A 23,135-nucleotide genomic window follows, 5' to 3' on the forward strand; every position below is an offset into this window, starting at 1 on the left:
TCCTGGTGTCACCATGGTCACCATGAGGCAAAGGATTCTGGTCGTCGACGACGATCCATCGCTGGCCGAGATGCTGACCATCGTCCTGCGGGGCGAGGGATTCGACACCGCGGTGATCGGTGACGGCAGCCAGGCGCTCACCGCGGTGCGCGAACTGCGCCCGGATCTGGTGCTCCTGGACCTCATGCTGCCCGGCATGAACGGCATCGACGTGTGCCGTGTGCTGCGTGCCGACTCCGGCGTCCCCATCGTGATGCTGACCGCCAAGACCGACACGGTCGACGTGGTGCTCGGCCTGGAGTCCGGCGCCGACGACTACGTCATGAAGCCGTTCAAGCAGAAGGAACTCGTCGCGCGCGTACGGGCCCGACTGCGTCGCAACGACGACGGCCCCGCGGAGATGCTGTCGATCGCCGACATCGAGATCGACGTGCCCGCGCACAAGGTCACCCGCGCCGGCGAGCAGATCTCGCTCACCCCGCTCGAGTTCGACCTGCTGGTGGCGTTGGCGCGCAAACCGCGCCAGGTGTTTACTCGGGATGTGCTCCTCGAGCAGGTCTGGGGCTACCGGCACCCCGCTGACACCCGGCTGGTGAACGTCCACGTGCAGAGGCTGCGCGCCAAGGTCGAGCAGGATCCGGAGAACCCGCAGGTGGTGCTCACCGTTCGAGGAGTGGGATACAAGGCCGGACCTCCGTGACCCCCGCGGCACGGCGAGCGCCCTGATGTTCGGCTCCAAGCGCATTCGCGGCGGCTGGGGCCAGGGACCACTGCTCCGCGGTCTCGGGGTGCTTAGCCGCACGATCGGTTTCGCGTGGCGTCGCTCCCTGCAGCTGCGGGTGGTGACGCTGACGCTCGGCCTGTCGCTGGCTGTCATCATGGTGCTCGGCTTCGTGCTCACCAGCCAGATCACCGACCGCATCCTCGACGTCAAGGTCCACGCGGCGACCGAGGAGATCGACCGGGCCCGCACCACGGTGAGCGGCATCGTCGGCGGTGAGGAGACCCGCTCGCTCGACAGCAGCCTGCAACTGGCCCGCAACACCCTGATCGACCGCAAGGCCGACTCCGGCGCGGGGCTGGCGGGCGCATTCGACGCGGTCCTCGTCGTCCCCGGTGACGGTCCCCGCGCGGCGACGGCCGCCGGGCCCGTCGGCCAGGTCCCCGACACCCTGCGCGACTTCGTCAAGGCCGGTCAGGTCAGCTACCAGTACGCCACCGTGCGCGCCGACGGCTTCAACGGGCCGGCGCTGGTGGTCGGCAGTCCGACGTCGTCGTCGGTCACCAATCTCGAGCTGTACCTCATCTTTCCGCTGAACAACGAGGAGAGCACGATCGCGCTGGTGCGCGGCACGATGGCCACCGGAGGCATCGTGCTGCTCGGCCTGCTCGCCGCCATCGCGCTGCTCGTCGCGCGGCAGATCGTCCTTCCCGTGCGCTCGGCGTCGCGGATCGCCGAGCGCTTCGCCGAGGGACACCTCACCGAACGCATGCCCGTGCGCGGCGAGGACGACATGGCGCGGCTCGCGGTGTCGTTCAACGACATGGCCGAGAGCCTGTCCCGCCAGATCACCCAGCTCGAGGAGTTCGGCAACCTGCAGCGCCGCTTCACCTCCGACGTCAGCCACGAACTGCGCACGCCGCTGACGACCGTGCGGATGGCGGCCGACCTCATCTACGACCACAGCGACGACCTCGAACCCGCGCTGCGCCGCTCCACCGAACTCATGGTCAGCGAACTCGACCGCTTCGAGTCCCTGCTGAGCGACCTGCTGGAGATCTCCCGTCACGACGCGGGCGTCGCCGAGCTGTCCGTCGAGTCGGTGGACCTGCGGTCGACGGTCGAGAGCGCGCTCGAGGACGTCGGCCACCTCACCAAGGACGCCGACGTCGACCTCATCGTCGACCTCCCCGGTGAGCAGGTGATCGGCGAGGTCGATCCGCGGCGCGTCGAGCGCATCCTGCGCAACCTCATCGCGAACGCCATCGACCACGCCGAGCACAAGCCCGTGCGCATCCGGATGGCCGCCGACGACGACACCGTCGCGGTCACCGTGCGCGACTACGGCGTCGGGCTGCGCCCCGGCGAGGAGAAGCTGGTGTTCAGCCGCTTCTGGCGCTCCGACCCCTCCCGCGTGCGCCGCTCCGGCGGCACCGGTCTGGGACTGGCGATCAGCATCGAGGACGCCCGTCTGCACCAGGGCCGGCTCGAGGCCTGGGGTGAGCCGGGCAAGGGGGCGTGCTTCCGCCTGACCCTGCCGCTGGTGCGCGGGCACAAGGTGACCGCCAGCCCGCTGCCGCTCAAGCCCAGCGGCCAGGACCGGCCGCCGCGTCTGCCGGCCCGCGAACCGCAGTCGGCGGGGGAGCGGACGTGAGGCGCGTCGTCGCCCTCATCGCGTCGCTACTGCTCGCCACGAGCCTCGCCGGATGCGCCGGGGTGCCGAGTTCGTCGGCCCCGCAGGCGATCGGCACGGTCGACCGGCCCGCCCCGCCGAGCTTGCCGACGCCGACGCCGGGCATGGACCCCGACATCCTGCTGCGCGAATTCCTCAAGGCCACGGCCGATCCCGCGAACCGCCACCTGGCCGCCCGGCAGTTCCTCACCGAGTCGGCGTCCGGGGCGTGGGACGACGCGGGCAGCGCGCTGCTGATCGACCGCGTCGTGTTCGTCGAGACCCGCGGGCCCGACCGGGTGACGGTGACGATGAAGGCCGACATCCTCGGCTCGCTGTCCGACATGGGCGTGTTCGAGACCGGTGAGGGCGCGCTGCCCGACCCGGGTCCCATCGAACTGGTCAAGACTCCCGGCGGGTGGCGCATCGACAAGCTGCCCAACGGCGTCTTCCTGGACTGGCAGCAGTTCCAGGCCACCTACAAGCGCAACACCCTCTACTTCGTCGACCCGACCGGCAAGACCGTGGTGCCCGATCCGCGCTACGTCGCGGTGTCCGACCCCGACCTGCTCGCCACCGAACTGGTCACCAAGCTGGTGTCGGGCCCGCGTCCGGAGATGGCGAACACCGTCCGCAACCTGCTGGGCCCGCCCCTGCGGCTGCGCAACCCCGTGACCCGGGCCGACGGCGGCAAGACCGGCGTGGGCCGCGGTTACGGCGGTGCGCGCGTCGACCTGGAGAATCTGTCGACCACCGATCCGCACAGCCGCACACTGCTTGCGGCGCAGGTGATCTGGACCCTGTCGCGGGCGGGGGTCAACGGGCCGTACGTCATCAACGCCGACGGCGCGGCGCTCGACGACCGCTTCGCCGACGGGTGGAGCACGTCCGACGTCGCGGCCACCGACCCGGGCGCGGATCCCGGTGCCGCCGCGGGCCTGCACGCTCTGCTGGGCGGCTCGCTGGTGTCACTCGACGGGCAGCGCGCCCCGCGGGTCGCCGGGGCGTTCGGGCAGCTGCCCGGTCAGACGTCGGCGGCGCTGTCACGTAGCGGACAGGAGGTCGCCTCGATCGTCACGCTGCGGCCCGGGGCGCCGGACATGGCGTCCTCGCTGTGGGTGGGTCCGCTCGGGGCCGAGGCGTCGCAGGCCATCGACGGTCGCACGCTCACCCGGCCCAGCTGGTCGCTCGACGACGCGATCTGGGTGGCGGTCGACGGCAACAACGTGGTGCGGGTCATCCAGGAGGCGGCGTCGGGGCAGCCCGCGCGGATCCCGGTCGACGCCGCCGCCGTGGCTGCGCGCTTCCCGGGACCGATAGCCGACATGCAACTGTCCCGCGACGGCACCCGCGCCGCGATGGTCGTCGAGGGGAAGGTCATCCTCGCCAGCGTCGACCAGACCCAGGGCGGGCAGTTCGCGCTGACCTACCCGCGGCGGCTGGGCTTCGGCCTCGGCGACACCGCGATCTCCCTGGCCTGGCGCACCGGTGACGACATCGTGGTGTCCCGCACGGACTCCGCGCACCCGGTCTCCTACGTCAACCTCGACGGCGTGAACTCCGACGGGCCGAGCCGCAACCTGCTGGCACCGGTGTCGACGGTGGCGGCGAACCCGTCGACGGTCTACGTCGCCGACCAGCGCGGCGTGCTGCAGCTGTCCGGCGCCGCCGCCGAGGGCGACCCGGTGTGGGCCGAGGTGCGGCCGCTGATGGTCGCGGGCGCCATCCCGGTGCTGCCGGGCTAAGGCGCCCACCGCCGAACGTTGGTCACCGTCACGGTTCTGCGCGAAAAGCGTTGCACGAGTGCTCACTCGCGGTGAGCACGCCTCCGAGACTCAGGACCCCATCAACCGGTTCACGTGGCCGATCAGGTCGGGGTAGCGCAACATGTGCGCGCCACCGTTGATGTCGAGCACCTCGCCGGTGATCCAGGATGCCCTGTCCGACGCCAGGAAGGTCACCGCGTCGGCGACGTCCTCGGGGGTGCCCGCCCGGCCCAGCACGGTGTTGCCGATGTAGTCGTCGACCACGCCGGGCACCATCGCCGCACCCTCGGTGAGCGGGGTGTGGACGAAGCCGGGCGCGATGGCGTTGACCCGGATGCCACGGGCGGCCAGCTCCATCGCGGCCACCTGCGTCAGCATCGACAGGCCGGCCTTGGCCGAGCAGTAGGCGCTCATGCCCGCCGCGGGCTGGCGGCCGTTGAGCGACGAGATCCACAGCAGCGCACCGCCGTCCCGCAGGTGCCTACCCGCGTACTTCGCCACGATCAGCGAGCCGGTGAGGCATACGTCGAGCACGGCGCGGAACTGGTCCACCGGCATGTCGACGATCAGGCTCATGTTGGAGAACCCCGCGGTGGTGACGACCACGTCGAGGTCGCCTGCGCCGTCGAACAGCGCGGCCACCGAGTCCTCGTCGGTGACGTCGACGGTGGCCGACCCATGGGGCTCGCCGAGTTCCGCCGCCCGGGCGGCGACACCGTCGGCGTTGACGTCGGCGAGGACGATCCGGTAGCCGTCGGCGGCCAGTGCCTTCGCCGACGCCCATCCGATTCCCGAGGCGCCGCCGATGACGAGTGCGGTGCGAGGGTCTGTCACGGTGCCTCCTGGTGATGGGCTCGTATTTCGGTCAGGTGCCGGTGTAGGTGGCCTTGCCGGGTCCCACCTCGAGGAAGCTGACCACGGCTCGGCGCAGGTCGTCGGTCTCGAACAGGGCGCCGGACACGTCGGGGGTGACGGTGTCGGCGTGCCGCACGCCGCCCGAGCGCCAGGCGGCGATGATCTCCTTGGTCGCCGCGTGCGCCTTCGTGGGCCCGGCCGCCAGCCGGGCCACCAGCGCACGGGCCGCGGCGTCGACGTCGTCGTGGACGGCGTTGACGACGCCCCAGTCGGCGAGCGTCGCCGCGTCGTACGTGTCGCCGGTCATCACCAGTTCGCGTGCCCGTCCCGAGCCGGCGCGCTCGGCGAGGCGCTGCGGTCCACCCATCGACGGGGTGAGCCCGACGACCGTCTCCACCAAACCGAACTTCGCGCGCGGAGCGGCGAGGATGATGTCGCAGGCCAGCGCGATCTCGAACGCCGCGGTCAGCGTGAGTCCGTGGGCGGCGAACACCACCGGACACGGCAGCGCCTCGAGCGGATCGATGATGCCGGCGAACAGCCGGCGCCACAGGTCGGCGCCCTGGGCTGCGGAGAGGCCCTGGAAGACGTGGACGTCGACGCCCGCGGAGTTCACCTTGCCCTCCGCGCGCAGCAGCAGCGCCCGTGGCGGATCGGCGGCCAGTTCGGCGACGTGGGCGATCAACGCGTCGAACATCGACTGGTCGAACAGGTTCAGGGGGCCGTGGTCGAAGGTCAGGACCGCGACGCCGGAGCCGTCGTCGGAACGCTCCAGCGAAAGGGGGGCATCGGGCACGTCCGTCAGGGTGCCACACGGACGGTCGACCGGTGATCGCGTCCCGGGCCGTCGGTAGATTGGGAGTCCAGAAGCACACGTCGGCAAGGAGTCAGGCCATGAAGCGCACGCTGTTCGACGAGGATCACGACGCCTTCCGTGAGTCGGTGCGCGGGTTCGTCACCCGCACCATCGAGCCGGCCGAGGAGAAGATGATCGAGCAGCGCTACGTCGATCGGGACAGCTGGCTGGAGGCGGGACGCAACGGCTACCTCGGCCTCGAGGTGCCCGAGGAGTACGGCGGCAGTGGCGCCGACGACTACCGCTTCAACGCCATCCTCAACGAGGAACTCGCGCGGTCCAGCGCGGCCGTCGCGTCGGCGTTCAGCATCCAGTTCGACATCGTCGCGCCCTACCTGGTGAAGCTGACCACAGAGGAGCAGCGCCAGGAGTGGCTGCCGAGGTTCTGCTCGGGTGAGTTGATCACCGCGATCGCGATGACGGAGCCGTCGGGCGGGTCGGACCTCGCGGCGCTCAAGACGACCGCGGTCAAGGACGGCGACGACTACGTCATCAACGGCTCGAAGACGTTCATCACCAACGGAACCCAGGCCGACCTCATCGTCGTCGCCACCCGCACGTCGCCGGAGAAGAAGGCCAGGGGCATCACGCTGTTCGCCGTCGAGGCAGACGACGAAGGCTTCTCCCGCGGACGCAAGCTGGACAAGGTCGGGCAGCCCGAGGCCGACACCGCCGAACTGTTCTTCGAGGACGTCCGGGTGCCGGCGGCGCGGATGATCGGCGAACTCGACGGTGGGTTCATCCACATGATGACGCTGCTGCCCCAGGAGCGGATCAGCGGTGCGGTGCAGAACCTGGCTCATGCCCGGCGCTCGCTGGACGACACGCTGCAGTACGCCCAGGAGCGCAAGGCGTTCGGGCAGCAGATCGGCTCCCTGCAGTGGAACAAGTTCCTGCTGGCCGAGTTGGTCACCAAACTCGATGTGGCACAGGCGTTCATCGACAACTGCGTGGCGGCGCACACCCTCGGGGAACTCTCGGCCATCGATGCGGCGAAGGCCAAGTGGTGGAGTTCGCAGGTGCAGAACGAGATCCTCGACCACTGCGTGCAGCTGCACGGCGGCTACGGCTACATGAACGAGTACCGGGTCGCGCGAGCGTGGAAGGACGCGCGCGTCACGAAGATCTGGGCCGGTTCCAACGAGATCATGAAGGAACTGATCGGACGCGACCTCGGCCTGTAGCGCTCCGTTCCACGGCGGACCGGCGGACATGTCGGACCCCTCCGACAGACTCGGGGGCGTGCTCGCCGACCTCGTCCTGCCGCTGGAGTGCGGGGGCTGTGGCGTGCCCGGGACCCGCTGGTGTGACGCCTGCGCACAGTCGGTCGGCACCCGCGCGGACGAGCCGGTCCTGGTCACCCCGCGGCTGGATCCGGGCGTGCCGGTGTTCTCGCTGGGCCGCTACGCCGGTGCCCGCAGACAGGCCATCGTCGGGGTCAAGGAACGTGGCCGGGCCGACCTCGTCGTCCCGCTCGGTGCCGCGCTCCGGGCCGGGCTGACCCGGCTGCTCGCCTGGGGCGTGGTGACGGCCCCGCTGACGCTGGTGCCTGCGCCGACGCGCGCGACCGCGGCACGACGTCGCGGTGGTGACCCGGTGGCGAGGATCGCGCGGGTGGCCGAGCGCCCCGGAGTGGACGTCGTCGAGGCGCTGCGCATGCGTGCGTTCACGCGCGACTCGGTGGGGCTCTCGGCCGACGCCCGACAGCGCAACGTCGCGGGCCGGGTCCGGTTGCGCAGGTCCGTCCGCGGCGAGGTGGTGCTGATCGACGACGTCGTGACCACCGGCGCCACAGCCTGCGAGTCGGTGGACGTCCTGCATGCCGCCGGCGCCCACGTCACCGCGATCCTGGTGATCGCGCACGCGTGACTACACGCCACCGGTGCGCGTCAGATGAAGATCTCGAAACACGTTCGCGAAATGTGTGGCACTGGCAGGTGAACTCGGACTACCGTCGGGTCAACCACCCGTGAGTGCCTCACGGCGGCGCCGCTCTAGACCGACGCCACATCGCCTGACCGCGGTAGGAGGTGAGTTCTCGACACCTTGCGCCGGTGGGCGGAGATTTCCAGATCGACCGTCGGCGCGTTTTTCGACCAGCCGGCACGCGCAGGCGTGCGATGCGAAGAGAAACGAGATGCCAAGTATGTCAGTCAATTCCGTACAAGCTTCATCCTCGACCATGGTCGTCGACGACGACCAGACCGCACCCACTCCCCACGCCGAGGTCGTCGTCAAGGGCCGCAACGTCGAAGTCCCCGATCACTTCCGCACCCACGTGTCGGAGAAGCTCGCACGTCTCGAGCGCTTCGACCGCACCATCTACCTCTTCGACGTCGAACTCGACCACGAACGGAACCGACGCCAGCGTAAGAACTGTCAGCACGTCGAGATCACCGCCCGGGGCCGCGGGCCCGTCGTCCGCGGTGAGGCGTGCGCGGAGAGCTTCTACGCCGCCCTGGAGGCCGCCGTCTCCAAGCTCGAGAACAGACTCCGTCGCAGCAAGGATCGGCGCAAGATCCACTACGGCGAGAAGACGCCCGTGTCGGTGGCCGAGGCCACCAAGACCGTCGACCCCGACGCCTTCCTCCCGCCGCAGCCGTCCGAACCTCGGGTCCTCGACGGTGACGGGTCGGACCAGGAGCACGAACCCGGCCACATCGTCCGGACCAAGGAGCACCCGGCCAACCCCATGAGCGTCGACGACGCCCTCTACGAGATGGAACTCGTCGGGCACGACTTCTTCCTCTTCCACGACTCCGACAGCGACAAGCCGACCGTCGTGTACCGGCGGCACGCCTACGACTACGGGATCATCCGGCTGTCCTGACCCGAGGACCTGCCACGAAGGGCCCCCCATCCCCGCGGGATGGGGGGCTTTCGTAGCAACAGCGCTGGTGCGCTGGGACCGGACCGCGCGGCGAGTCGCCTACGATGGATGACGCTTGAAGGTCCATCAACCCGCAGGGGATAGTTCTGTGCTGACGAAGTTGCTCCGAATCGGCGAAGGCCGCATGGTCAAGCGTCTCAAGAAGGTCGCCGAATACGTCAACTCGTTGGGCGCCGACATCGAGAAGCTGTCCGACGAGGAACTGCGGGCGAAGACCGACGAGTTCAAGAAGCGCCTCGCCGACGGCGCAGAACTCGACGATCTGATGCCGGAGGCGTTCGCGGTGGCCCGTGAGGCGGCGTGGCGGGTGCTCGGCCAGCGCCCCTTCGACGTGCAGATCATGGGTGGCGCGGCCCTGCACTTCGGCAACGTCGCGGAGATGAAGACCGGTGAGGGCAAGACCCTGACCAGCGTCCTGCCCGCCTACCTCAATGCGCTCAGCGGCAAGGGCGTGCACATCGTCACCGTCAACGACTACCTCGCGCGACGCGACCGGGAGTCCATGGGCCGCGTGCACCGGTTCCTCGGCCTGGACGTCGGCGTGATCCTGTCGCAGATGACGCCGGACGAGCGCCGCGTCGCGTACGCCGCCGACATCACCTACGGCACGAACAACGAGTTCGGCTTCGACTACCTGCGCGACAACATGGCGCACTCCACCGAGGACATGGTGCAGCGCGGCCACAACTTCGCCGTCGTCGACGAGGTCGACTCGATCCTCATCGACGAGGCCCGCACGCCGCTCATCATCTCCGGCCCGGCCGACGGCGCCTCGAACTGGTACCTCGAGTTCGCCCGGCTCGCGCCGCTGCTGAAGAAGGACGAGCACTACGAGGTCGACATCCGCAAGCGCACCATCGGCGTGCACGAGGCGGGCGTCGAACTGGTCGAGGACCAGCTCGGCATCGACAACCTCTACGAAGCCGCCAACTCGCCGCTGGTCAGCTACCTCAACAACGCCATCAAGGCCAAGGAACTGTTCCAGCGCGACAAGGACTACATCGTGCGCGACGGCGACGTGCTCATCGTCGACGAGTTCACCGGCCGCGTCCTGCTGGGACGCCGGTACAACGAGGGCATGCACCAGGCCATCGAGGCCAAGGAGCACGTCGAGATCAAGGCCGAGAACCAGACGCTCGCCACCATCACGCTGCAGAACTACTTCCGGCTCTACGACCGGCTGTCGGGCATGACCGGCACCGCGCAGACCGAAGCCGCCGAGTTGCACGAGATCTACGGCCTCGGCGTGGTGAGCATCCCCACCAACAAGCCGATGATCCGCACCGACCAGTCCGACCTGATCTACAAGACCGAGGAAGCCAAGTACATCGCCGTCGTCGACGACGTCAGCGAGCGCTACGAGAAGGGTCAGCCGGTCCTGATCGGCACCACCAGCGTGGAGCGGTCGGAGTACCTGTCGAAGCAGTTCACCAAGCGCCGCATCCCGCACAACGTGCTGAACGCCAAGTTCCACGAGCAGGAGGCGAACATCATCGCCGAGGCGGGCCGCCGCTCGGCGATCACCGTCGCCACCAACATGGCCGGCCGCGGTACCGACATCGTCCTCGGCGGCAACGTCGACTTCCTCGCCGACCGGCGGCTGCGCGACCGCGGCCTCGACCCCATCGAGACGCCCGAGGAGTACGAGGCGGCCTGGGACGACATCGTCGCGCAGGTCAAGGAGGAGTCGAGCAGGGAAGCCGAGCAGGTGATCGAGGCGGGCGGGCTGTACGTCCTCGGCACCGAGCGCCACGAGTCGCGTCGCATCGACAACCAGCTGCGCGGTCGCTCGGGCCGCCAGGGCGATCCCGGCGAATCCCGCTTCTACCTCTCGCTCGGTGACGAGCTGATGCGCCGGTTCAACGGCGAGACGCTGGAGTCGCTGCTCAACCGGCTGAACCTGCCGGACGACGTGCCGATCGAGGCCAAGATGGTGTCCCGCGCCATCAAGAGCGCGCAGACGCAGGTCGAGCAGCAGAACTTCGAGATCCGCAAGCAGGTGCTCAAGTACGACGAGGTGATGAACCAGCAGCGCAAGGTGGTCTACGCCGAGCGCCGTCTGCTCCTCGAGGGCGAGAACGTCCAGGAGCAGGCACAGAAGATGCTCGTCGACGTCATCAACGCCTACGTCGACGGCGCGACCGCCGAGGGCTACTCCGAGGACTGGGACCTCGAGAAGCTGTGGGAGGGCCTCAAGGTGCTCTACCCGGTCGGCATCGACCACCACGACCTGATCGACTCGGGTGCCGTGGGGGAGCCGGGCGAGCTGACCCGCGAGGAGCTGCGCGACGCGCTGCTCGATGACGCGAAGCGGGCGTACGCCGAGCGCGAGAAGTCGCTCCAGGAGATCGGCGGCGAGACCGCGATGCGCTACCTCGAGCGCAGCGTGCTGCTGTCCACGATCGACCGGAAGTGGCGCGAGCACCTCTACGAGATGGACTACCTCAAGGAGGGCATCGGGCTGCGGGCCATGGCCCAGCGCGATCCGCTCGTCGAGTACCAGCGCGAGGGCTACGACATGTTCATGGCCATGCTCGACGGTCTGAAGGAGGAGTCGGTCGGCCTGCTGTTCAACGCGCAGGTCCAGGCTGCGCAGGATCCGGCCAGCCGGGTTGCCCCGGTTTCGGCGCCTGCCGGTCTGGCGCAGTTCGCTGCGAACGCCGCAGCCCAGGCCCAGCAGTCGGGGCAGGGTGGCGCCGTCGCGACCGAGGAGCCGCCGCAGGAAGCACCCGCGCTGCGGGTCAAGGGCATCGACGAGGACGATTCCCGGCCGATGACCTACGTCGGTCCCAACGAGGACGGTTCGGCGGAGGTTCAGCGCCAGGGCGGCGGACGGCACGCCGCGGTGCCGGGCGGCGGTACCCGCAAGGAGCGACGGGACGCGGCGCGCAAGCAGAACCGTGGCGGCCCGAAGGCGCGACGCGGCTGAGCCGCGAATCAGGCGGAAGCGGCTGGTCAGCCGATCTGGAGTGCGACCAGCTGCCACCGGCCGTTGACGACCTCCACTCGTGCGGCGATCGCGCGGACCCGGGTGCCCCGGGTGTAGGTGGCGAACACCTCGGCCGCCGCCGGCTCCTCCGGCCCGGCGTCCAGCGTGCGCAGCCGAACGCGTCGCAGCACGGCCGCGCCGTCGGCCGCCGGATTGCGCGACAGCACGGCGACGGTGTCGATCAGGCTGGGCCGCAACGAGTTCCGCAGTTGAGCGATCGGTCTGCGCCGGTCGACCACTTCGAGCACGCAGCGCAGCGCCGTGTCGGCGAAGACGGCGGCAGCACGCGGCGCGGGTGGCTCGCGCAGCGGACGGTCCGCCGGCGCCAGGGGTCGCGGCGTGTGCCGGTGCAGCGCGGCAGGCGAGGGTGACGGACACGGCGGCGTCGACGCGCCGACGGGCGGCGGTTCGTAGTCGACGACGGGCGAGATGAGGGACGGACGGGTGGTGGCGGTCCGGGCCATGGGCAGTCTCCAGCGGTGGGTAGGGGTGAGCCGTCTGCTGGAGAGGTGCAGATGATCCATGATCCCACGACGGGACGACGTCTCCGAGCACCCGTCATGCGGTCTCCTAGCTTCGGCGGTTACCGTGACGGGATCAGTGGAAGGGTCCCGGCGTCGTGCGGGCCCTCCGTCAGAGGTCGTCTGCGTGACGTCGATCGAGGAGAGGTGGCGACGTCATGGTGACCAGGTTGTCGGCGGCCGACGCGTCCTTCTATCACCTGGAGAACTCGTCGACCCCGATGTACGTGGGGACGCTGTCGATCCTGCGCAGGCCGCGCAGCGGTCTGAGTTACGAGACGCTGTTGGCCGCCGTCGAGCAGCGGCTGCCGCAGATTCCGCGGTACCGCCAGAAGGTTCGCGAGGTCTCGTTCGGGCTGGCCCGGCCGGTGTGGGTCGACGACCGCGAGTTCGACATCACGTATCACATCCGGCGGTCGGCACTTCCGTCCCCGGGCAGCGACGCGCAACTGCACGACCTGGTCGCCCGCCTCGGCTCGCGTCCGCTGGACAAGTCACGCCCGCTCTGGGAGATGTACCTCGTCGAGGGGCTGACCAAGAACCGCATCGCGATCTACACCAAGTCCCATCAGGCCCTCGTCAACGGCATGACGGCGCTGGAGATCGGGCACGTCATCGCCGACCGGACGCAGAAACCGCCGGAGTTCGGCGAGGACATCTGGATCCCCGGCCGGGAGCCCGGTGACGCGCAGCTGCTGCTGGGCGCGCTCGGCGAGTGGGTGACCAGGCCCACCGCGCAGCTGGCGGCGGTCCGGTCGACGCTGACCGACGCGGTCACCAACACCGGTCAGCTCGTCGACGTGGCGCGGCGGATGGCCGACGTGGCCCGCACGGTGGCCCGGGGAACGGCGCCCAGCAGTCCGCTCAACGCCACGGTGTCGCGCAACCGCCGGATCACGGTGGCGGGCCACGACCTCGACGACTACCGCACGCTGCGCGCCCGGTACGACTGCGACGTCAACGACGTGGTGCTCGCGGTGGTCGCGGGTGCGCTGCGCTACTGGCTGATGTCGCGTGGCGAGCCGGTGACCACGACGTCGACGGTCCGTGCGATGGCGCCGATGTCGGTGTACCCCGACGGCGAGCTGGACGTGACCGGACCGGGTCAGGCCATCAGCGAGGTCTCGCCATTCCTAGTCGACCTGCCGGTGGGGGAGGGCAACGCCGTCGTCCGGCTGTCCCAGATCGCGCACGCCACCGAGTCCGCGTCGACCGCCGCGAGCCTGGTCGACGCGAGGACGATCGTCACGCTGTCGGGCTTCGCGCCGCCGACGTTGCACGCCATGGGGATTCGCGTGGCGACGAGTTTCTCGGCGCGACTGTTCAACCTGCTGATCACCAACGTCCCGGGCGCGCAGAAGCAGATGTTCGTGGCGGGCACCAAGCTCCTCGAGACGTACGCCGTGCCGCCGCTGCTGCACAACCAGACCATGGCGATCGGGGTGACGTCGTACAACGGGATGCTCTACTTCGGCATCAACGCCGACCGCGACGCGATGAGCGACGTCGACGTGCTGCCCGGCCTACTGCGCGAATCGCTCGACGAACTGCTGGACTCAGCCCGCTGAGCGGTGCCTCGGGACGATCATCACCGGCACGGGGGCGTGTCTGAGGATCTTCGAGGCCGCCGAGCCGAGGAAGACCCGCGCCACCGGGCCTGCGGCGCCCGACCCCAGTAGCAGCACGTCCCCCTCCTGCCAGGTGACCGACTCGACGGCCTCCCGCCAGTCGTGGCCGCTGCCGACCGACACGTCGACGTCGGGTAGCGCGATCCGCTCGCGGACGTCCTCGAGTTGCCTGGAGATGTCGTCGAACGTGCGGCGCGTCCACTGCCGGACGACGAGGTCCTCGGCGGACTGCTCGATCGCTCCGGCGAACATCCGGACCGGCCGCACGGTGAACGAGGCGATCCGCAGCGAGGCCGACCACCGTCCGGCCAGTTCCGCCGCAGCGGGGATGAGTCCGTTGACGTCGGCCTCGTCGCCGTAGGCGGCGGTGAGCCTGCGAATCGGGTCCGACCCCGGCGCGTAGCCGCGGGGGGCGATGGCGACGGGCACCGATGCGGTATGGACGAGACGCTCGGTGACGCTACCCAGTCCCACCCGGCCGAGCAGACCGGACGACGACGATCCGACGACCACCAGGTCGGCGTCGTGCGCCTCGACGAGTTCGGTGAGGCCCACCGGGATCGAGGTCGAGTGGTGGACGACGACGGGGATGTCGAGGCCCGCGGGGAACTGGTGGACGACGGCGTCGAGCGAGGCCTTCGCCTGCGCCGACACGTAGCGCAGGTACTCGGCCTCGATCGGGTCGTCCTGGCGTGCCGGCGACCGCTCGATGATCGCGGTGGCGATGACCTTCTCGCCCGTCGTCCGGGCGATCTGCGCGGCGAGGTTCAGCGGCGCGCTGCCCTGGCGGCTCGAGCTGAATCCCGCGATGATCGTCATGTGTCCGCCTTCAGGTGCGGGCCGGCGTGGCGACGACGTGGGTGACCGGCACGTCGTACTCGGCGCGTGCGCGGTCGACGACGTCGAAGCGCTGCCACACCGATTCCTCCGCGGGGAGCGTCGAGATGACGATCTGGTCCGGGTGGAACTCCGCGACGGCGGCGGCCAGCGCGCGCAGCGGCCGGGCGTCGCCGATCTCCCCGTTCGCCTCGAAGTCCTCCGAGCGCAGCGTCCTCAAGGTGCTGTCGAGCCGGTCCTGCGCGACCTTGCGGGTCGTCTCGCGCAGGTCCAGTGGGCCCCGAGCCGCGGTGCCTGCCTCGATGGGGCTGGCCGGCACGACCACGTGGTAGGTGGCCGAGTTGTCGGCGTCGATGCGCCGCAGTTCGTCCAGCAGCTCCCGGGACTCGACCGTCTGGTTCGCCAGCACCAGTACGCGGTGCGGGGGATCCGTGGCGGTGGCGCCGGCGACCTCGGGCTTGCGGTTGATGAACCACCGATTCGCGAGGTAGACCAGCACCACGACGGCCCAAGACAGCAGGCTCAGCAGCAGCTGGGACCGCACGTCGGCCTGGATGCCCATCTGCACCAGGATCGCCACGATCGCGACGGCGGTGATGATCGACAGCACCGGGAAGAGCCACATCTTGACCTTCAGGTCGCCGTCGTTCGCGCGGTAGCGGAGCACGATCTGCGAGATGGCGATGAGCAGGTAGACGAACAGGATGATCGCGCCGCTGGAGTTCAGCAGGAACGCGAAGATGGTGTCCGGCGAGACGGCCGCGGCGATCACGCACAGGAAGCCGATGATCGACGACGTCAGGATCGCGGCGGCGGGGACGCCGCGCCGGGTGACCTCGACCAGCCGCGCGGGAGCCTCCCGGCGGGCGGCGAGCACGAACAGCATGCGCGACGCCGTGTACATGCCGGAGTTGAGGCAACTCAGCACGGCGGTGAGCACGACGGCGTTCATGATGTCGTCGGCGTAGGGGATGCCCATCTCGGTGAACGCCGCCACGAACGGCGACGCCGCCACGGCGTCGTCGTTCCAGGGCAGGATCGTCACCAGCAGGAACGCCGAGCCGACGAAGAAGATCGCGATGCGGACGATGACCGAGTTCGCGGCCTTGGCGACCGCCCGCTCCGGGTCCGACGACTCGGCGGCGGCGATGGTGGCGATCTCGGCGCCGACCATCGAGAAGATGACCGTCACGACGCCGACGGTTATCGCCATGGCGCCGAATGGGAAGAACCCGCCGTTGTCGGTCAGGTTGGAGAAGTCCATCGCCTTGTCGGGCCAGAGTCCGAGCACGAAGCAGGCGCCGAGCCCGATGAAGGCGATGATGGCGGCCACCTTGATGCCGGCGAACCAGAACTCGAACTCGCCGAACGACGACACCGAGAACAGGTTCGTCGCGGTCATCAGGACCATGAGGATCAGCGCGGACAGCCACAGTGGTACGTCGATCCAGTACTGGATGATCTTCGCTCCGGCGATTGCCTCGAATCCGACGACGATGACCCAGAAGTACCAGTAGAGCCAGCCGACGGAGAAGCCGGCCCAATTGCCCAGCGCGGTGCGGGCGTAGTCGGCGAACGAGCCGGTCGACGGGTTGGCCACCGCCATCTCGGCGAGCATGCGCATGACCATGATGATCAGCACGCCGGCCAGCGCGTAGGTGATGAAGGCGCCCGGTCCGGTGTCGCCGATGACGACGCCGGAGCCGACGAACAGGCCGGCGCCGATGACGCCGCCGATGGCGATCATGGTGAGTTGGCGCTGTGAGAGCGCCTTCTGCAGTTCGGGTGTGACGCTCATGTGGTTCCCTCCGACGACGTGTGGCCCTGCACGCGGTCGGAGTGACGCACCCGACCGTCCCGTCACGAGTTCCTCTCCAGGTGGCGGGGCTGCCGCGACCGGAGCTTGACGTGGTGAACCCTAGGCCGATCCACCGGTCGCGGAGGCGGATTGGGAATCACGCCCGTTACCCTCGCGATGTGCGCGTCTACATCCCGGTGACTCTGGCCATGCTCGCGGCGTTGGTCTCCGATCAGACGATGCACGCGCGCAGCGGTACCGCCTTCGCCGTGACGCCGACGCTGCGGGAGTCCTACGCCGAGGGTGACGACGACGAGCTGGCCGAGGTGGCGCTGCGGGAGGCCGCGATGGCGTCGATCCGTCTGCTCGCCGTGGAGGGACCCGATCCGTCGCTGCCCACCCGGCGGGCGGTCCTCGTCGCCGACGTGGACGGCGTCACGCTGCGCCCCGACCTCGACGACGCGGTGGTGCGGCTGACCGGGCCGGTGGCGATGTCCGACGTGGTCGCGGCCTACGTGGACAACGCCGACGCCGAGGCCGCGGTCGCGGCGGCGATGGAGGTCATCGACGACGCCGACCTGGGCGACGAGGACGCCGAGCTGACGGTGGGGGACGCGCAGGACCACGACCTGGCCTGGTACGCGACGCAGGAACTACCATTCCTGATCGACCTGCTGTGAGCTGTGAGCCGGCGCTCAACGCTGGCTACGCAACCGTAGGTTACGGTACCGTAGGTTCACTGCGTGGTACCGATGCCGGACCACCCCCACAGTCGAGCGGGAGCCTGTCGTGGCCAAGAACACCATCAAGATCTCGGCCAACGTAGCCGACACCGTCAAGCCGGAGATCGCCGGCGCCCGGGAGCGTCCGGGCTGGCACGCGCTGCGCACGATCGCCGGCAAGATCACCACGCCACTGCTCCCCGACGACTACCTCAAGCTCGCCAACCCGCTGTGGTCGGCCCGCGAGCTGCGCGGTCGCGTCGTCGAGGTCCGGCGCGAGACCGTGGACTCCGCGACGCTCGTCATCAAGCCCGGCTGGGGCTTCTCCTTCGACTACGAGCCGGGCCAGTACGTCGGCATCGGCGTGCTCGTCGACGGCCGGTGGCGCTGGCGGTCCTACTCTCTGACGTCAACGCCCGTGGTGGGCGCCACGAAGGCCGGTCGCGGCTCGCGCACCATCACGATCACCGTCAAGGCAATGCCCGAGGGGTTCCTCTCGACCCACCTCGTCGGAGGCGTCGCGCCCGGCACCGTCGTCCGGCTGGCGGCGCCGCAGGGCAACTTCACGATGCCCGACCCCGCACCCGCCTCCGTGCTGTTCCTGACGGCCGGTTCGGGCATCACCCCGGTGATGTCGATGCTGCGGACGCTCGCCCGGCGCGATCAGATCGGCGACGTCGTCCACGTGCACTCCGCACCGACGGTCGCCGACGCGATGTTCGGCCGCGAACTCGCCGCACTGTCCGACGCCCACGAGGGATACCGCCCGACCCTGCGCGCGACGCGGACCGACGGGCGCCTCGACCTCTCCCGGCTGGCCGACGTCGTGCCCGACTGGCGGGAGCGCCAGACGTGGGCGTGCGGACCCGAGGCCATGCTCGACGACGCGGAACGGGTCTGGCGGGCCGCCGGCGTCGCCGACCGGCTGCACCTCGAGCGCTTCGCGGTGTCCAAGGCGGCCGCGCACGGTACCGGTGGCACGGTGACCTTCGAACGTGCGGGCAAGACGGTCGGCGTGGACGCCGCCACGTCGCTGATGGACGCCGGTGAGAGCGTCGGCATCCGGATGCCGTTCGGCTGCCGGATGGGCATCTGCCAGTCCTGCGTCGTCAGCCTCGTCGAGGGTCACGTGCGCGATCTGCGGACGGGCGTCGAACACGAGCCCGGGAGCCGGATTCAGACGTGCATCTCGGCGGCGTCCGGGGACTGCACGCTCGACGTTTAAGGTTTACTGACTGGTAACCTACGGCGTCGTAGGTTACGCTAGCGTAGGTAGAGGAAGGAGGCCCAACGATGGCTATTACGGACGTACCGGAATTCACACACTTGACCGACACGGACATCGAGAACCTCGGACGCGAGCTCGATGCCATCCGACAGGACATCGAGGACTCCCGCGGAGAGCGCGACGCGCGCTACATCCGCCGCACGATCGCCGCTCAGCGCGCGCTGGAGGTGGCGGGCCGCCTGATGCTGACCGCCGGCTCGCGCCGCTCCGCCTGGTGGGCGGGCACCGCCACCCTGGGCGTGGCCAAGATCATCGAGAACATGGAGATCGGCCACAACGTCATGCACGGCCAGTGGGACTGGATGAACGATCCGGAGATCCACTCGTCGACGTGGGAGTGGGACATGAGCGGGGCGTCGAAGCACTGGCGCTTCACCCACAACTTCATGCATCACAAGTACACGAACATCCTCGGCATGGACGACGACGTGGGCTACGGCGTCATCCGCGTGACCCGCGACGCCAAGTGGAAGCCGTTCAACCTGTACGGCAACCTGCTCTTCAACACCCTGCTGGCCATCGGCTTCGAGTGGGGCGTGGGACTGCAGCACCTGGAACTGGGCAAGATCTCCAAGGGCCGCGACGACCGCAAGGCGACGATGGACCGCATCAAGGAGTTCGGTGTCAAGGCCGGCCATCAGCTCGCCAAGGACTACGTGCTGTTCCCGGCGCTGACGTCGCTGTCGCCCGGCGCCAGGTTCTGGTCGACCGTCCGCGCCAACGCGATCGCCAACGTCATCCGCAACGTGTGGGCCAACGCCGTGATCTTCTGCGGCCACTTCCCGGACGGCGCGGAGAAGTTCACCAAGACCGACATGGTGGGCGAGTCCAAGGGTCAGTGGTACCTGCGTCAGATGCTCGGTAGCGCCAACTTCGATGGCGGACCGGCTCTGCGCTTCATGAGCGGCAACCTGAGCAACCAGATCGAGCATCACCTGTACCCGGACCTGCCCAGCAACCGGCTGCACGAGATCTCGATCCGCGTACGGGAGATCTGCGACAAGTACGACCTGCCCTACACCACCGGAAACTTCCTGGTGCAGTACGGCAAGACGTGGCGCACGATCGCCAAGCTGTCGCTGCCGGACCGGTTCCTGACCGACACCCGCGACGATGCGCCCGAGACGCGCAGCGAGCGGATGTTCGACGAACTGGACCCCAGCGAGCGTCGCGGACTCAAGTCCTCGATCGCCGCGGTGCGTGCCCGCCGTCGCGACAAGCGTGCGGTGGCTCGCACCCTGCGCGCCGCCTGACCAGCTCGACGACTCCATAGCTCAACGCGAAACTGCGGGGAGATCGCGATTCGAATCGAATCGTCGATCTCCCCGCAGTTTCGGCGTTGGAGGCGGTGTCGGTCAGTCGGGGATCATGTCGAACGTGTCGGGGTTGGGACCAGTGCGGCCGTCCTCGCCCTTGTCGAGTTCGGTGAGCGCGTCGACGTCGTCGGGGCTCAGCTCGAAGTCGAAGATGTCGAAGTTCTCCTGAATGCGCTTGGGCGTCACCGACTTCGGGAAGATGACGTCACCGCGCTGAATGTGCCAGCGCAGCACGACCTGTGCCGGCGACTTGCCGGTCGCCTTCGCGATGCCCTCGACCACCTGGTCGTCGAGCACCTTGCCCTGGGCGATCGGCGACCACGCCTCGGTCACGATGTCGTGCGAGGCACCGTAGGCGCGGACGTCGGCGTTGACGAAGTACGGGTGCACCTCGATCTGGTTCACCGCGGGCACCGTGTCGGTCTCGGCGGCCAGCCGCTCGAGGTGGGGTACCTGGAAGTTGGACACGCCGATGCTGCGGGCCCGGCCGTCGGCCTTGAACCCCTCCAGCGCCTTCCACGTCGACACGAAGTCGCCGTCGTACTTGGTGGGCAGCGGCCAGTGGATCAGGAACAGGTCGACGTAGTCGTAGCCCAGCTTCGACAGCGTCTCGTCGAACGCCGCGCGCGCCTTGTCCGGCTCGTGGAAGCCGTTGTTCAGCTTGCTGGTGATGAAGACGTCGGCGCGGTCGACACCCGCATCGCGGATGCCCTGTCCGACGCCGGCCTCGTTGCCGTACATCTGCGCGGTGTCGATGTGCCGGTAGCCGATGTCGAGGGCGGCCTTCACCGCTCCGGCGGTCTCGTCGGGGTCGATTTGGTAGACGCCAAGTCCCAGCTGCGGGATCGAGGCGCCATCGTTGAGGTTGATGCTCGGTACTGTGCTCACCGCGGGAGCGTGCCCGGTGCGAGGCCGGTGCAAACGGATCAGCCGGTGACGGTCCCGACCCGCCTGGCCAGGACGAAGTCCGCTCAGCCCGCCCGCATCGCCGCCAGCAGTCGGCGGGTCGCGAGCACCCGGTCCGCCGCGGCACCGGTCAGCGAGTCCAGCGCGCACTCCGGGTCGGCCGGCGGTCCGAGGTGGCCGCAGCCGCGAGGGCAGTCCTGGATGGTCTCGGCGAGGTCGGAGAACGCGAGCATGACGTCGTCGGGCGCGATGTGGGCGAGGCCGAACGAGCGGACGCCCGGCGTATCGACCACCCACCCGGATCCCGCCAGTGGCAGTGCCACCGACTGGGTCGACGTGTGCTTGCCCTTGCCCACGCCCGACACCACCCCGACCGCCCGGTGCTGGTCCGGCAGCAGGCGGTTCACCAGTGTCGACTTGCCGACGCCGGAGTGCCCGAGCAGCACCGTGACCCGTCCCGCCAGGACGGCGGCGACGGCGTCGAGCGCGCCACCGTGGCCGGTCGCGACGACCGTCAGGTCGAGACCGGCGAATTGCTCGGCGAAGGGTTCGGGCGGCGCGAGGTCGGTCTTGGTCAGGCAGAGGATCGGCGTCAGTCCGCCGGCGTAGGCGGCGATCAGGGCCCGCTCGACGAAGCCGGTCCGCGGCGGTGGATCGGCCAGTGCCACCACGACGAGCAGTTGGTCGGCGTTGGCGACGACCACCCGCTCGGTCGGGTCGGTGTCGTCGGCGGTGCGCCGCAACACCGTTCGCCGTTCGCCCCGCCGCACGATGCGGGCCAAGGTGTCGGGCTTGCCGGACAGGTCACCGACGATGTCGACCTCGTCGCCGACGACGATCGGGGTGCGGCCCAGTTCGCGGGCGCGCATCGTGGTGACCACGCGGTTCGGGTCGCCACCCAGCGCGCACCCCCATCGGCCGCGGTCGACGGTGACCACCATCGCCTGCTCGGCGTCGGCGTGCCGCGGTCGGGTCTTGGTGCGCGGCCGCGACCCCCGGCCCGAGCGCACCCGGACGTCCGACTCGTCCAACTCCCGTCCGCTCAAGGTGTTTCGATCACCTCTCGCCCAGCATGTCGGCCCACATGCCGGGGAAGTCGGGCAGTGTCTTCGCCGTGGTGCCGATGTCGCGGACCTCGACGCCGGGCGTCCGCAGGCCGACGATGGCGCCGGCCGTGGCCATCCGGTGATCGGCATAGGACAGCCACTCGCCACCGTGCAGCGGCCCCGCGACGATCGACAGTCCGTCCGCGGTCTCCTCGCAGCGCCCGCCGAGGCGGTTGATCTCGGCTGTCAGCGCGGCCAGCCGGTCGGTCTCGTGGCCGCGCAGGTGGGCGATGCCCCGCAGCCGGGAGGTGGCGCCCGGTGCGGCCAGCGCGGCGATCGCGGCGACCGTCGGAGCCAGCTCTCCGATCTCCCGCAGGTCGGCGTCGAAGCCGTCGAAGCCGTCCGGTCCGGACACCTCGAGGTGGTCGTCGTGGCGGGTGACGGTCGCGCCGATCGTCTCGAGCAGCCCGATCACGGCGTCGACCGGTTGCACGCTGTCGACGGGCCAGCCGGTGATGCGCACGCGGCCGCCGGTCACCAGCGCGGCCGCCAGGAACGGCACCGAGTTGGAGACGTCGGGCTCGATGGCCCAGTGCCGGGCCGCGATGGGTCCGGGAGAGACGTGCCAGCGGTTGCCGCGCTCGTCGTCGACGTCGACGCCCGCCGTGCGCAGCATCGACACGGTCATCGCGACGTGCGGCGCCGACGGGACCGCCTCGCCGGTGTGCACCACGGTCAGGCCGTCTCGGAACGTGGCCCCGGACAACAGGAGTCCCGACACGAACTGCGACGACGCCGACGCGTCGATCTCCACCGCGCCGCCCGCGACCCAACCGCCGCCGCGGACCTCGAAGGGCAGGACGTCGCCGACGACGGCCACGCCGATCCCGCGCAGTGCGTCCAGCAGCGGCGCGATGGGACGGGACCGGGCCTGCTCGTCACCGTCGAACGTCACCGACTGCCCACCGAGCGCGGCCAGGGGTGGCACGAAGCGCAGCACCGTGCCGGCCAGGCCGCAGTCGACGGTGGCGCCCGGCGCGGGGTCGATCCCGCCGCTGACGGTCAGCTCGGTGCCCGCACCGTCGACGGTGACGCCGAGGGTCGCGAGCGCGCCGATCATGAGGTCGGTGTCGCGGCTGCGCAGGGCGCCCGACACGGTCGAGGTGCCCTGGGCGGTGGCGAGTGCGGCGAGGACCAGTGCCCGGTTGGTCTGGGACTTGGATCCAGGGACGGTGACGGTCGCCGAAACGGGGGTGGTCGCCGTCGGTGCGGGCCAGGTCGTCACGGTCACCATCCTGCCCTGTCCGGGTTCTCTGCCACCATG

19 protein-coding genes are annotated in these 23,135 nt (G+C 69.7%); 11 read left to right on the forward strand and 8 right to left on the reverse strand.

Annotated features, from left to right (window positions below):
- Window positions 1-13 precede the first annotated feature (13 nt).
- Genes mtrA through lpqB form a run of 3 tightly spaced genes read left to right on the forward strand, consistent with a single transcriptional unit; the run spans window position 14 to window position 4,138 of the window.
- Entirely contained in the window at window positions 14-700 is a 687-nt protein-coding gene (gene mtrA / locus G6N64_RS13645) for a two-component system response regulator MtrA (protein ID WP_163797547.1), read from the forward strand.
- A gap of 22 nt (window positions 701-722) precedes the next feature.
- Complete coding sequence (gene mtrB, locus G6N64_RS13650; protein WP_163801755.1) at window positions 723-2,375, forward strand: MtrAB system histidine kinase MtrB; 1,653 nt, start codon at window positions 723-725, stop codon at window positions 2,373-2,375.
- Window positions 2,372-4,138 (forward strand): MtrAB system accessory lipoprotein LpqB, encoded by a 1,767-nt coding sequence (lpqB, locus tag G6N64_RS13655; protein WP_163797548.1) that lies wholly within the window; start codon window positions 2,372-2,374, stop codon window positions 4,136-4,138. Before mtrB ends, lpqB begins: the two co-directional genes overlap by 4 nt.
- A 90-nt stretch (window positions 4,139-4,228) precedes the next feature.
- On the opposite strand, the gene G6N64_RS13660 is transcribed toward lpqB, so the two are convergent.
- Together G6N64_RS13660 and G6N64_RS13665 are read right to left on the reverse strand one after the other, a co-directional pair.
- Window positions 4,229-4,993, reverse strand: coding sequence for an SDR family NAD(P)-dependent oxidoreductase (locus G6N64_RS13660; protein WP_163797549.1), 765 nt, complete (start codon window positions 4,991-4,993; stop codon window positions 4,229-4,231).
- 31 nt (window positions 4,994-5,024) lie between these two features.
- On the reverse strand, window positions 5,025-5,810 hold the full coding sequence (locus G6N64_RS13665; RefSeq protein ID WP_163797550.1) for an enoyl-CoA hydratase/isomerase family protein: 786 nt from the start codon (window positions 5,808-5,810) through the stop codon (window positions 5,025-5,027).
- 98 nt (window positions 5,811-5,908) lie between these two features.
- On the opposite strand from G6N64_RS13665, the gene G6N64_RS13670 reads away from it, so the two are divergent.
- The 4 genes from G6N64_RS13670 (at window position 5,909) to secA (ending at window position 11,689) form a co-directional block, all read left to right on the forward strand.
- A complete protein-coding gene (locus G6N64_RS13670) occupies window positions 5,909-7,054 on the forward strand; it encodes an acyl-CoA dehydrogenase family protein (protein ID WP_163797551.1) in 1,146 nt (381 codons plus the stop codon).
- Window positions 7,055-7,082: 28 nt separating this feature from the next.
- Window positions 7,083-7,739, forward strand: coding sequence for a ComF family protein (locus G6N64_RS13675; RefSeq protein WP_163797552.1), 657 nt, complete (start codon window positions 7,083-7,085; stop codon window positions 7,737-7,739).
- Between the two features lie 277 nt (window positions 7,740-8,016).
- Complete coding sequence (hpf, locus tag G6N64_RS13680) at window positions 8,017-8,700, forward strand: ribosome hibernation-promoting factor, HPF/YfiA family (RefSeq protein ID WP_163797553.1); 684 nt, start codon at window positions 8,017-8,019, stop codon at window positions 8,698-8,700.
- 148 nt (window positions 8,701-8,848) lie between these two features.
- Complete coding sequence (secA, locus tag G6N64_RS13685) at window positions 8,849-11,689, forward strand: preprotein translocase subunit SecA (protein ID WP_163797554.1); 2,841 nt, start codon at window positions 8,849-8,851, stop codon at window positions 11,687-11,689.
- A 26-nt stretch (window positions 11,690-11,715) separates the two neighbouring features.
- Here the strand turns inward: secA and G6N64_RS13690 are convergent, their stop codons facing one another.
- Entirely contained in the window at window positions 11,716-12,213 is a 498-nt protein-coding gene (locus G6N64_RS13690; protein WP_163797555.1) for an Rv3235 family protein, read from the reverse strand.
- Window positions 12,214-12,428: 215 nt separating this feature from the next.
- Here G6N64_RS13690 and G6N64_RS13695 point away from each other — a divergent pair, with 215 nt between their 5' ends.
- A complete protein-coding gene (locus G6N64_RS13695) occupies window positions 12,429-13,838 on the forward strand; it encodes a WS/DGAT/MGAT family O-acyltransferase (RefSeq protein ID WP_163797556.1) in 1,410 nt (469 codons plus the stop codon).
- Here G6N64_RS13695 and G6N64_RS13700 read toward each other — a convergent pair.
- Both G6N64_RS13700 and G6N64_RS13705 read right to left on the reverse strand, forming a co-directional pair.
- Complete coding sequence (locus G6N64_RS13700) at window positions 13,827-14,717, reverse strand: universal stress protein (protein WP_163797557.1); 891 nt, start codon at window positions 14,715-14,717, stop codon at window positions 13,827-13,829. The two genes, G6N64_RS13695 and G6N64_RS13700, sit on opposite strands and share 12 nt — an antisense overlap.
- Before the next feature lie 10 nt (window positions 14,718-14,727).
- Window positions 14,728-16,533, reverse strand: coding sequence for an amino acid permease (locus tag G6N64_RS13705; protein WP_163797558.1), 1,806 nt, complete (start codon window positions 16,531-16,533; stop codon window positions 14,728-14,730).
- Window positions 16,534-16,712: 179 nt separating this feature from the next.
- Here G6N64_RS13705 and G6N64_RS13710 point away from each other — a divergent pair, with 179 nt between their 5' ends.
- The 3 genes from G6N64_RS13710 (at window position 16,713) to G6N64_RS13720 (ending at window position 19,796) form a co-directional block, all read left to right on the forward strand.
- The gene (locus tag G6N64_RS13710) at window positions 16,713-17,213 is read left to right on the forward strand and encodes a DUF6912 family protein (protein WP_163797559.1); all 501 of its coding nucleotides are present in this window, start codon (window positions 16,713-16,715) and stop codon (window positions 17,211-17,213) included.
- A gap of 109 nt (window positions 17,214-17,322) precedes the next feature.
- Window positions 17,323-18,480 (forward strand): ferredoxin reductase, encoded by a 1,158-nt coding sequence (locus G6N64_RS13715; RefSeq protein WP_163797560.1) that lies wholly within the window; start codon window positions 17,323-17,325, stop codon window positions 18,478-18,480.
- A 68-nt stretch (window positions 18,481-18,548) separates the two neighbouring features.
- Window positions 18,549-19,796 carry a fatty acid desaturase family protein gene (locus G6N64_RS13720; protein WP_163797561.1) on the forward strand — a complete coding sequence of 416 codons (1,248 nt, stop codon included), beginning with the start codon at window positions 18,549-18,551 and terminating at the stop codon, window positions 19,794-19,796.
- 102 nt (window positions 19,797-19,898) lie between these two features.
- Here G6N64_RS13720 and G6N64_RS13725 read toward each other — a convergent pair whose 3' ends face one another.
- From G6N64_RS13725 to aroA, 3 genes are all read right to left on the reverse strand, one after another.
- Window positions 19,899-20,747, reverse strand: a complete 849-nt coding sequence (locus G6N64_RS13725; RefSeq protein ID WP_163797562.1) for an aldo/keto reductase — start codon at window positions 20,745-20,747, stop codon at window positions 19,899-19,901.
- Window positions 20,748-20,830: 83 nt separating this feature from the next.
- Complete coding sequence (gene rsgA / locus G6N64_RS13730) at window positions 20,831-21,811, reverse strand: ribosome small subunit-dependent GTPase A (protein WP_163797563.1); 981 nt, start codon at window positions 21,809-21,811, stop codon at window positions 20,831-20,833.
- Window positions 21,812-21,821: 10 nt separating this feature from the next.
- A complete protein-coding gene (aroA, locus tag G6N64_RS13735; RefSeq protein ID WP_163797564.1) occupies window positions 21,822-23,105 on the reverse strand; it encodes a 3-phosphoshikimate 1-carboxyvinyltransferase in 1,284 nt (427 codons plus the stop codon).
- Between the last annotated feature and the right edge of the window lie 30 nt (window positions 23,106-23,135).

The sequence above is a fragment of the Mycolicibacterium sediminis genome, assembly GCF_010731735.1.
Classification (GTDB): domain Bacteria; phylum Actinomycetota; class Actinomycetes; order Mycobacteriales; family Mycobacteriaceae; genus Mycobacterium; species Mycobacterium sediminis.

Coding starts and splice junctions, on each gene's coding strand:
- mtrA (WP_163797547.1), top strand. CDS start 14: ATGGTCACCATGAGGCAAAGGATTCTGGTCGTCGACGACGATCCATCG.
- G6N64_RS13670 (WP_163797551.1), top strand. CDS start 5,909: ATGAAGCGCACGCTGTTCGACGAGGATCACGACGCCTTCCGTGAGTCG.
- G6N64_RS13675 (WP_163797552.1), top strand. CDS start 7,083: ATGTCGGACCCCTCCGACAGACTCGGGGGCGTGCTCGCCGACCTCGTC.
- hpf (WP_163797553.1), top strand. CDS start 8,017: ATGTCAGTCAATTCCGTACAAGCTTCATCCTCGACCATGGTCGTCGAC.
- G6N64_RS13690 (WP_163797555.1), bottom strand. CDS start 12,213: ATGGCCCGGACCGCCACCACCCGTCCGTCCCTCATCTCGCCCGTCGTC.
- G6N64_RS13695 (WP_163797556.1), top strand. CDS start 12,429: ATGGTGACCAGGTTGTCGGCGGCCGACGCGTCCTTCTATCACCTGGAG.
- G6N64_RS13700 (WP_163797557.1), bottom strand. CDS start 14,717: ATGACGATCATCGCGGGATTCAGCTCGAGCCGCCAGGGCAGCGCGCCG.
- G6N64_RS13705 (WP_163797558.1), bottom strand. CDS start 16,533: ATGAGCGTCACACCCGAACTGCAGAAGGCGCTCTCACAGCGCCAACTC.
- G6N64_RS13720 (WP_163797561.1), top strand. CDS start 18,549: ATGGCTATTACGGACGTACCGGAATTCACACACTTGACCGACACGGAC.
- aroA (WP_163797564.1), bottom strand. CDS start 23,105: ATGGTGACCGTGACGACCTGGCCCGCACCGACGGCGACCACCCCCGTT.